Source organism: Saliphagus sp. LR7 (assembly GCF_003344565.1).
In the GTDB taxonomy this organism is placed as follows: domain Archaea; phylum Halobacteriota; class Halobacteria; order Halobacteriales; family Natrialbaceae; genus Saliphagus; species Saliphagus infecundisoli.
Map to the genome: position 1 here is coordinate 20907 of NZ_QPND01000028.1, position 10718 is coordinate 31624.

Below are 10718 nucleotides of genomic sequence, written 5' to 3' on the forward strand. Positions count from 1 at the left end.
CGTTATGGCATCCATTATATAGGCCTGTATGACGATTCTCGAACGAGCAACGCTGGACGAGCAGTTTCCTCGCTACAAGCGGTTCGATCCCGCGGTTCCTACATGGTGCGTGACGCCGGAAGACACCGGGTACATCCACCGATTCTTCAATTCCTCGCCGGTCAGTCCGTCGGGACGCTATCTCGCGCTTACGAGATTTCCGTTTGAGGACCGTCTCCCCGAACCCGGCGACCGCGCCAAAGTGACCCGCATCGATCTGACGACCGGCGAGACAGAGACGATTGCTGAAACCGCTGGCTGGGACACGCAGATGGGTGCTCACGTCCAGTGGGGCGGCGACGATGCACACCTATTTTTCAACGATCTCGATACGACTACCTGGGAACCACACGGAGTCATGGTTAATCTCCGGACGAACGAGCGGACTGTCCTCGACGGGACGGTCTATCACGTCTCTCCGGACGGCTCACAAGTTGCCAGCCCTGACTTACTCGGGACACGCGTCACTCAGGACGGATACGGGGCTATCGTCCCAGATAGGACGCTCCCGGACCATGACGGTGCTCCCGACGACGACGGGGTCTACGTCACCGACGCCAATACCGGCGAGACCGAATGTATCATGTCGCTCGGAGAGATCGTCGACAAGCTCGGGATCGACTGTGCGGGGAGGTACGGACCCGGCGATTACTACGGGTTCCACGTCGCGTGGAGCCCCAACGGCGAACGGCTCCTGTTCGCGATGCGTTACTGGCCAGAGAACCCAGAGAACTATTGGGATTGGAACCCACAGTTGATCACCCTTCGGGCCGACGGCTCGAACCTCGCTCTCGCGTTGCCGGCCGAGGCCTGGTCGGCGGGTGGCCACCACGTTCGCTGGACGCCCGACGGGACGCGCGTGACGATGAATCTCAAGCATGCTGAGGAGGACGTCCTTCGGTTCACCTCGGTTCGGCCGGACGGGAGCGGGTGGCACGCGATTTCGGAGACTCTCGAGGGATCCGGTCACCCGTCCCTCCATCCGGACGGCCGGACAATGGTGACCGACTCGTACCTTCACGAGAACGTCGCCTTCGACGATGGGACGGTTCCGATCCGACTCGTCGATCTAGAGACGGAGACCGAACGGACGATACTTCGCGTCCCCTCAAAGCCCATTTATTCCGGCCTGGACAACCGACTCCGGGTCGATCCACATCCTGCATGGGGGCCGTCTCACCGATACGTCGTCTACAACGCGTGTCCGGCTGGTCGCCGGCGAGTATTCATCGCCGACCTCGGGTCGGTCGTTGGCGACGGGGGCTACTGACACCGGTGAGTCACGGTGGTTGGGTTCGCTTCAGAGACGCCACGAACTGGATCGAGAGCCCTCCAGCGCCGCCCGGGAGTCCGAAGGCGGGCTCATTCTCGCCGGATCGCCCGGGGCTATTCGGTGGGACGATCGGGTCGAACTCGGCGGCGGTCTGTGTCGCCGACGCGGAACATCGTCACGTCGCGAGCAACCGCTCGAGACGCTGCCGGCTCCTCGCGATGTCCTCGAACTCGCTCGTCTTGACTTCGAGCGAGACGGTTCCGTCCCAGTCGTCGCCGAACGCCTCGAAGATCGCGGCGAAGTCGATGGTGCCGTCGCCGAACGGCAGGTGATCGTCGGACTCCCCGTGGGTATCGTTGAGATGAACGTGTGAGATCCGCTCGCCGTGTTCGGCGACGAACGCCGCGATCTCGGTCGAATCGAGGCCGTCACAGCGTGCGTGGCCGGTATCGAGGGTCATCGACGCCGCGGTCGCCTCGAACAGGTCGTCGAAGTCGCCGATCGGAATGGTTCCGCGAAGGGGATTCTCGGCGCAGAGTTCGACACCCAGATCCGCCGCGTACCCCTGGAGGTGATCAATCGAGTCGAGGACGTTCGCGGCGAGGTCGTCGCCGAGCCACGCCCTCGATTCGGCGTGAACGACGGCCTTCGATCCGCCCAACGCGGCCGCACGTTCCAGACACGCCTCGAGTTCCCGGACGCTTCCGGCCTGGACGTGTTCGTGTGGCGATCCGATGTCGAGCTGGTAAGGAAGATGGACGAGCAACGAGAGATCCGCCGCTTCGAGCAAGCCTGTTAGCTCGTCTTCGGACCGCTCGAGACGTTTCCGGTTCGCGCCACCGTGCATCTTGATCTCGACATGGTCGAACCCCTCCGTACCGGCGAACGGGATCGCTTCCGTCACCGAGTGCTGGTGCGAGACGACGAATCCGACTGACGGGTTCGGATACACGACACGGAACACGCTAGTCGTCGATAAATCAGTATCGGACTTGAAGCGTGAGGGCGATAGCGATCCGGTGCCATAATCGGTATTTATTAACTCCCGGTCAGTACTTCCTGGCTGTTCATGGAGTTTCGCCACGAGCGGATCGACGAAAACGCGCCCTGTACGCGACAGATGCTCTGTCAAACTACGGACTTGACAGGGAACGGTCGCCCGGACATAATCATCGGGGGAAACGAGGACGAACCGCGGATCTACTGGTACGAGAATCCCGGCTGGGAACGCCACGAGATCGTCTCCGGAACGCCGGTCATGCCCGGCGCGGTACTCGGTGATATAACCGGGAACGGGCGCCTCGATCTCGTGAGCGGCGGTCCGTGGGATCACCATCTGACCTATTGGTTCGAGCAGCCTGAGGATCCTCGCGACCCCTGGATCCGCCACGACATCTGCAACGATTACAACAAGTACCACGACCAAGCGTTCGCCGACGTGGATGACGACGGCGATCCCGAACTGGTACTCGTCTCCCAGAACGGCGAGGTCGTCTGCTACTACGACATACCCGACGACCCACGGGGATCGGGGTGGCCGCGAGGAAACCGTCAAATCGTGGCCGCAGGTGTCGGCGATGCAGAGGGCATCCAAGTCCTCGACGTCGACGGCGACGGCCGGACGGAACTCGTCGTCGGCCGCCGGATCTTCCATCGACGGGACGAACACGGGACGGAGTGGGAGGCACAACGAATCGCTCCAGACTGGGAGGACGAACGCGTGCGAGTGGTCGCCACGGACATCAACGGCGACGGGGAGGTCGAGGTACTGCTCGCCGAGTGCGAGTTGCCGTCGCTGGGCGCCCGCCATAACATCTATCACGACGGCCGACTCGGGATCTGCTCGGGTACCGACTGGGAACCAACAGTAATACGCGACGATCTCCACTGTCCCCACAGCCTACAGGTCGCCGACTTCGATGGCGACGGCCGTCCCGATATCTACGTCGCGGAATCCGACTATGGAGGCCACGCTAATCCCCGTCACTTCGTGTTCAAGAACCTCGGCGGCGGAGAGTTCGAGGCCCATCTCGTTCACGAGGGGACGCCGACCCACCAGGCGAAAGCCGTCGATCTGACCGGGAACGGACGGCCCGACGTCGTCGGCAAGGACGACACCGACAACGGGCACGTCGACGTCTGGTACAACGAAACGATGTGACTGGTCCACGACTGTCGCAGCCCCGGTATCACTTTTGCCTCTAGTTCTGCTCACATCGGATCACAAGCTTGTGATATGTATCTTTGCCTTAAAAAGGGTTAATACAGAGTGTATTATGTCCACATACGCCATGGTGATTGGCAATAACCATACTGGACGAGACGACCGACCACCTCGAGCACGCGATTCATCGGATCGCTCAGGACTCGAGCGTCGAGACATCCTTAGACTCGCGGGAATTGTCGGGACTGGCGGGGTTTTGGGACTCTCAAGTATAGATTCGGCGGCGGCCGTTCCGACCGATCGCGACGATGTATCAAAACAGGATGTACTCGACGACATCAACTACGGATTAGAGCATCCGCGGGTGATGACAACCCCCGAGCAAGTGAAGAACGCTCGCTGGAACGCACAAAATACAGAGTGGGGTGCTGATCTGCTCAATTCACTCCAGGAACTCGCAGACTACATGCCGAAGTTCCTGTTCGAACTGTATTACGATCCCGACTATATCCCTTCGAAACCCTTCGTCGAGATGAGCGATGAGGAAATTACCGGGCTCGCTCCAATCGTTGGTCCAAGCGGTAGAGCGTTGTACGATCTGCCCTGGCCCGATAGCGGGACACTTCCGAACGGCACTGCGTCGCCGGTCGACGGCTCCGATCTCGTCCCAGTCGGAATGGAGACACCCGGGAAGGTCAAAGACGGTGAAGGGCGCGTGTTCCCTGGGACCCATGACGGCGTCAAAGTCGCCGACGAAGGCGATGGTTGGATCGTCCCCGAAGACGTCCCGGACGCATGGGCTGCCGCCGACTATGTCGGGGAGACGTTCTACCCTGTCGGCGTCTACAACGCCTGGATCGTCCGCGTCATGCTGAATGCACTAAGTCCGATTGCCCGCACTTACTCTATTACTCAGAACGAAAAATACGCTCACACGGCCGCGCGACTCCTCGATGTCCTCGCGACGGCATGTCCGAATTCAATTGGCCGAGACCTCAAATCCGACCAGCCCGCGGTGTTCTACCGTCATGGATATACCGCGGGTCGAATTCTCGAGGATTTCGTCGACGCGGTGGACCTTATCTGGACCTCCGGCGAACTCGAGGTCGACTCACCGACCAATGGGGGGCTATCGATCAAGGAGAACATAACCGAGAATCTCATCGTCGAGACGGCATACTTCTGTTGGGAGGATATGTTCGGTGGCTACGGCGACTACGAGAAATCCGACTACAGCCGTATCTATCACAATGGGACCGTCGATTACCAGCAGGCAGTCATGATGGCATCCTCGCTGCTCGGCCTTGACGACGTCGGTTGGGCAGAATGGACCCTTGAAGGACAGGTATCGCTGAAGAATTTCCTCTCTAACACGGTCTATCGCGACGGAATGTACTACGAGATTGGTTACGGCGCAAGCTATACTGGCTGGGCAGACATGGCATACCTGCTCCGAAACGACACGTATCCCGACGGGTACGATATCTACGATAATCCGCGATTCATCAATCTCAATGTGGAGGGCCGCAAGCGCCGTGCCGTTGCCGGGCGCGCTCCGCAGTTCGGCGATGTTCATTACTACGGCGGCGATCCCGGTGGCATCGGCCACACGACTGAACCGTTGCGTGGAGGCAGCTTCGACGATGTCGCACAGTTTTACGCCCGTGCGGACTCTGACGCGGAGAAGGCAGACTACGCCCAGGAATTGGCCGAACTCGCGGGTGGCGACCCGAACGAAGGGCTCCTCAATAACGTCAACGCGGAAATGGGATATTGGGAGGTTCGAGATCGGACCTGGCCGATCTTCAACCTCAAAGGTCGGATCACGGAGTGGGATCCCGATGATCTCGACATCGAACTTCGTGATTCAGAACTCCTGGGCGGAAAGGGGATGGCGATCTTCCGCCCGGAGGAGGGCAACAACCGCGGCGCTATGTTGCGCTACGGGTCGTCGCTGTCACACACCCATTATGACGAACTCGGCCTATGGGTCTACGGCGCTGGTCGAGAGATGTCCTACGACCCAGGCCGGAACCCGAAGAATACATTGATGCCAAGCTGGTGGCGCCAGACCGTTACACACAACACGGCAGTCGTCAACGAGTGGAGTCAGGTGCCCGACGAAGACGCCGGTGGTAGCGTTCACCTGTTCTCGAACCGGACGGGATACACCGTTACTGACGCCTCAAACGATCAGACATACGCCCACGAGGGCGTCGACACCTACCGTCGCACCGTCGCGATGCTCGACGTCGACGACGAAAACTCCTACATGGTCGACCTGTTCCGAGTCGACGGCGAGGGCAAAGAGACCGTCGACTACTCGTTTCACGGACAGGGCGTCCACTTTGATACTGATCTCGACCTCTCAGAACCCGCCGACGGGTCTGTCGCCTCCGAGGACTATTACTGGGGCGACATGATAAAGGACAACGGCCTCCTCGAGGGGTACGAGGGGGAGGGATTCTGGTATAACGCGCCGCCCGAGAATGGCTACGGTTTCCTTGGTTATCCGCAGGAAGCTGACGGCGACGACGGCTGGTCGGCCAGTTGGGAACTCGACAAGAGTCGGAATGGCCCACCCGCGAAGATCCGGCTCTCAATGCTCGGTGATGATGACCACGATGTGATCGTCGCTCGCGGCCCCGATCCTATGGTATGGAACTTGGGGCTCGATGAAGAGGAACACGAACAGAAGTACACGCTGACCCGCGATGAAAGCGACGGACCAACGCAGTACGCAGGCATCGTCGAAGCTGTCGAAAGCGAGTTCATCGTCGATTCGGTGACCGACCTACCGGTCGACGAGTGGGACGGCGAGGGCTTCGAACCAGTTGCGATGAGCGTCGACCTCGACGATGACCGAACCGACTACGTCCTGAGCGTGCTTGAAGGGCAGTTCACCGCGAAACCGGGCCGAGGACAGAACATCACCAGCGACGCCGAGTTCGCCCAGATCCATCAGGATGACGACGGCATCGCCGCAATTCGAATGGAGAAGGGAACCCATCTTCATGCGAAATTCCGGGGCCAACGACCGATCGTGATCGACGCTAAACGCGATTCCCACGGCGGTGAGATCCTTGAAGTTGACTATGAGGCACCGAGCATCTTCGTCGGCGGCGATCTCCCCGAGGGAGACCAACTCGCCGACCAGTATGTCCTTATCGACGACGAGAACTACGCCCGCAACTCACAATTCCGAATCGAACACGTGGAACGCGAGAACGGGGGTTCGCGCGTGTATCTTGAGGACACTTCCTTCGACATGTCTCGAGGAACCGTTGACGAGAAACCCGAGGAGAACGTTATCCAGAGTCCGGTAAAGTTCCCAATGGCGAACACCCGGAACAAGTACGTTCCAGGCGACGACGGCAACGACTACTTCGTCGGAAAGCGGATCGAGAACCTCCAGACCGGCGATTCGACGACCATAGTCGACGTCCGCGGCGACTTCCGCTCGATCGAGGTCAAGGACGCAAGCATCTTCGATCTACAGGACAACTTCGTCATCCTCGAGATCGAAGATGGTGACGAGGCGACGGTGCCGCTGTCGGTCGACGTCTCTCGCGAGGAAGGGGGACACGGGTACGTTGTCAACGCGCCCACTGACGTCGACGTGACGATTCCGGGTCGATGATCGCCGGTCGCGGGCGTTCCGTCGTCTCCTCGGAATGCAGGTGACACTTTTCTGGGGGCCGGCCCCGTTCCAGGTCGAAACACCGATGTCTGCGCCGGTTGAGAACGAGCTGTGCACCGATCTATCTCTCGCGAACGTGCCGGGCGCGGGGTAGTTCCATGAAAGCGGCCTGGCAGCTCTCGACGGCGAGCGATGAGGAACGGCGGGAACATCTTGACCTCGCCTCCGAATGCGGGTTCGACGCGATTGTCCTCCCCGACCCGAATCCGACGATAGTCGAGTACGGTAGGGACCGCGGCCTCGACGTCCTCGCCACCGTCGGGGCGTACCCGTCGCCGGAGTTCCGAGAAGCCCATCCGGCCGCATTACAGCAGATTCACCCGGTCGAGGAGGCGTTCCTCGACGCCCTCGAGGAGTGGGCACCGCCGGACTATCGACGGCTCTCGCACCGACGCTACCCGGTCGTCCACACCCATCCGGCGTTTTGCTTCGAACATCCGGCGTCGATCACGGCCATAGAGGATCGGATCGAGGAGGCACTGGCCGTCGCCGACGGCGTCGCGTTCGACGGGTTCGGGTTCCGAAACCGCTACGCCTGCTTCTGTGAGCGCTGCGAGGACCGCCGGGAGCGGGCGGCGGCCGACGACGGGGAGGGAGGCGGGGATTGGGAGACGGTACTCGCCCAAACGGCTGAGCGAACCCTCGTCGACGTCTCGGAGACGGTTTATAATCACGCGAAAGGGCTCGACTCGAGCGCGCTTGTCATGAACCACGTCTGGCCGCCATTCCGGCCGAACCCCTCCTACGGGTACCGGCTGAAGCTGGATTACTGCAGCCAGACGATCGCGTGGTTCTACCCGCCTGCATGGCGGATCGAGCACGTTGAGGCTGAGGCGGCGATCCACGACCGACTCCAGACCCCCAGGCGCAGCGAGTTCGTCCCCTTCATCGGACTGAAGGCCGAGCCTTCGCTCCAACGGTCACCCGAGCGGTTGCGTCGTGAACTCGAGATCGCACTGCAGTACGGCGACGGAAACATCGTATTTGCCACGCTGGACGCGCTCATGGTCGACGATCAGCTCCGTGAGATCGTTCGAGCGGCGTTCGAATGAGCCGTCGGGGGCGTCGGCACCTCACTCGACGCCGTACACCGTCCAGTCGTGGTAGGTCACGTCGGTGTCGTAGGTCCGCATGCCGATCCATCCAGATCCGTGCGGGTCAGGATCCGTCCAATCGTGAAGAACCCGTCCATTGACCGCGACCTGTATACGATCGCCGACGGCCGCGACCCTGACCGTGTACTCCTCGTCGGGCTGAATACCGACCATGAGTTCGCTTCGAAGATCGAATCCGGGATCTCTGCGGAGGCGGGTATGCGTTCGGGTCAACGTGAAGATGTAGTTCGGCCAGTCGTGGTACTCCGGATACGCGCCCGACCGAGTCGTCGCCTCGAGGGGCTGGCCCGGTTCCTCTCGTGCACGGAAGAAACAGTTGATGTTACGGCTGGTTGGGCGATTCGTCCCGTTTTCGTGGACGACAGCCGTGTACTCGAACACGACGTCCTCGGGAAACTCCCGTCGCGACCAGACTGTCACGCCACCAGAGTCGCGACAATCGATTCGCAACCGTTCGTCCTCAAACCGGACGTCGCTCCCGCCCGGGTCCTGTCGTTCGACGAGCCACTCGTCGGTATCCGCGAACTCGGCGCTCCACAACGGGTCTCGATCCAGGCGGTCAGTGTCGAAGTCGATCGAGCGTGACGGTCTTTCCGACATGGAGATGTGTTCATACACCAGGAACCAATAGCTTTCGCCGACCGTCTTCGCTCGTCAGCGACCGCTATCCGCGCATCGAGTCGGGCGTTACCGCGACTGGCTCGATCTCACCGCGAACGCCGGACTGTAGGCGTCGAATGCGGGTCCCGTCGGACTCGAAGCGTACCCGCGGCCGACACTACAGTTCGAGGCCGACTACGAGTTCGCCAGCGAGGAGTGATTGCTCTCGGGCACCGTTCGCGGTTGTGATCGGTCACCCGACGTCGCGGAGTGCTCTCTTCCACGTCGGTCGAACGGAGCTGTAATCGGTCAGCCTTGTCCTGTGGAGTCACAGGACAGCCGGATCGGGAGCGTCACGTGGGTCGGATTGTCGCGTTCGTGGTAGATCGTGTTTGTGGCGACGACCCGCTCGCGTTCGTCGGCCGACGCGGCAGTGTTGTGGTTCACGTCGTAGCGGGGGAAGTTCGATGACGACACGTCGAGTCTGATTCGGTGGCCCGCGGCGAAGACGTTCGCGGTCGGATACGGCTCCATATTGAACGCATACACCTCTCCGGGTTCGATCGGTTCCGGTTCACGACGGGGTCCCCTGTACCGTGCGCGACAAATCGAATCACAAAGGTTCAGCGCAAACCCGCCAGGATAATCCTCACTGGGCGGGTACTCGTCTATCAGTTTCGCCGTGAAGTCGGTGTCGGCCGCGTCGGTCGATCCGTACACGCGCACCGAAATCGGGCCAGCGACCTCGATAGAGTCTTCGAGTGGCGGCGTACGGAAAGTGACGACGTCGTCCCGTAACTCGAGAGGGCCGTACGGCGGGTCGGCACCGAACGTGTCCGGACGGGTTCGCTGATCGTACCCCCCGCGACCGGTGATGCTCTCGGTTGGCCGATCCGCGAGGGGGTACTCCTCGATCGACTCCGTTCGTGGCTCGAAAGTGTAGTACGACGAGCAGTTGCCGCCGAGAGTCGGCACTGGATCCGCTGGATCGAAGTCATAGGTTGTACTCGAATCTTCGACCGTCGGTTCTCGCGGCGCGAGCGTCCCGTCCGGCTGGGCGTAGTAGACGGTCGGCTCTGCGTCCGGAAGCGGCCACTCGGTCGCGGTCGTCCACGTCCCGCCGTGGTGAAGGAGCTGGTCGGATCCAGTCGCGGTCGCCGCGGTCGGCTCCTCACCGCCGGCCATGCGAAAGTACGAGACCGGGGCGCGGTCCCACGTATCACGATCGCGGAGGTACCGATCGAAGAAGGCCAGTTGCGTCTCGAGGAAGTCGACCCGCGCTTCCGGCCCAAACGACCCCTCTCCGGCATGTGTTTTCGTCCAAGCATCAGTCCCGCCATGTGTCCACGGTCCCATAATCAGATAGAGGTCGCTGTCGTTGGCCGCCTCGAACGCACGAAAGCTGTCGGTCGTCGCTTTTGCGTAGGAATCGTACCACCCTCCGGCGTACACGGTCGGAACGTCGGCGCTTTCCTCGGTATATCGGGTGAAGCCGATCCCTCGCTCGTCCCAGAGTTCGTCGGTTCCCTCCGTGGTCGCGAGATCCAGGAGCCATTCCTCGTAGTTCGGAACGTGGCACAACGGTGACTGTCCTGCGACGACGGGTTCGCTCGCGAGGACGTCTCGCGTGTCGACGGCCGCCAGCGTGCGCTGGACGTCTGGGTTCTCGAGCGCACGCTTCGAGAAGCCACCTCCCAGAGTCGGTAGTTCCCATCGAATCAGAACGTAGTCAGGACTGATAGGGTTAGATTCTCAGGAGACGTCTAGATGGGTGCATGTGAGATTCCTATACCATCCAGACACTGTGCTTACGGCCTCTGAGCTTGA

The 10718-nt window shown here is 61.1% G+C and carries 7 protein-coding genes; 4 read left to right on the forward strand and 3 right to left on the reverse strand.

Going from position 1 to position 10718, the window contains the following annotated elements; all coding sequences use genetic code 11:
- Positions 1 to 28: 28 nt before the first annotated feature.
- Positions 29 to 1309 (forward strand): hypothetical protein, encoded by a 1281-nt coding sequence (locus DVH23_RS20740; protein ID WP_114579286.1) that lies wholly within the window; start codon positions 29 to 31, stop codon positions 1307 to 1309.
- 178 nt (positions 1310 to 1487) lie between these two features.
- Here DVH23_RS20740 and DVH23_RS20745 read toward each other — a convergent pair whose 3' ends face one another.
- Positions 1488 to 2264 carry a sugar phosphate isomerase/epimerase gene (locus DVH23_RS20745; RefSeq protein WP_114579287.1) on the reverse strand — a complete coding sequence of 259 codons (777 nt, stop codon included), beginning with the start codon at positions 2262 to 2264 and terminating at the stop codon, positions 1488 to 1490.
- Positions 2265 to 2381: 117 nt separating this feature from the next.
- Here DVH23_RS20745 and DVH23_RS20750 point away from each other — a divergent pair, with 117 nt between their 5' ends.
- The 3 genes from DVH23_RS20750 to DVH23_RS20760 all read left to right on the forward strand — a co-directional run bounded on the left by DVH23_RS20750 (position 2382) and on the right by DVH23_RS20760 (position 8228).
- A complete protein-coding gene (locus DVH23_RS20750; RefSeq protein WP_114579288.1) occupies positions 2382 to 3473 on the forward strand; it encodes a VCBS repeat-containing protein in 1092 nt (363 codons plus the stop codon).
- A 34-nt stretch (positions 3474 to 3507) separates the two neighbouring features.
- Positions 3508 to 7116 (forward strand): heparinase II/III family protein, encoded by a 3609-nt coding sequence (locus DVH23_RS20755; RefSeq protein WP_157972541.1) that lies wholly within the window; start codon positions 3508 to 3510, stop codon positions 7114 to 7116.
- 158 nt (positions 7117 to 7274) lie between these two features.
- On the forward strand, positions 7275 to 8228 hold the full coding sequence (locus DVH23_RS20760) for a hypothetical protein (RefSeq protein WP_114579290.1): 954 nt from the start codon (positions 7275 to 7277) through the stop codon (positions 8226 to 8228).
- A 21-nt stretch (positions 8229 to 8249) separates the two neighbouring features.
- Here DVH23_RS20760 and DVH23_RS20765 read toward each other — a convergent pair whose 3' ends face one another.
- A complete protein-coding gene (locus DVH23_RS20765; RefSeq protein ID WP_114579291.1) occupies positions 8250 to 8891 on the reverse strand; it encodes a DUF6250 domain-containing protein in 642 nt (213 codons plus the stop codon).
- 309 nt (positions 8892 to 9200) lie between these two features.
- Positions 9201 to 10631: a CocE/NonD family hydrolase gene (locus DVH23_RS20770; protein WP_114579292.1), complete on the reverse strand. Its 1431-nt coding sequence runs from the start codon at positions 10629 to 10631 to the stop codon at positions 9201 to 9203.
- Positions 10632 to 10718: the final 87 nt, after the last annotated feature.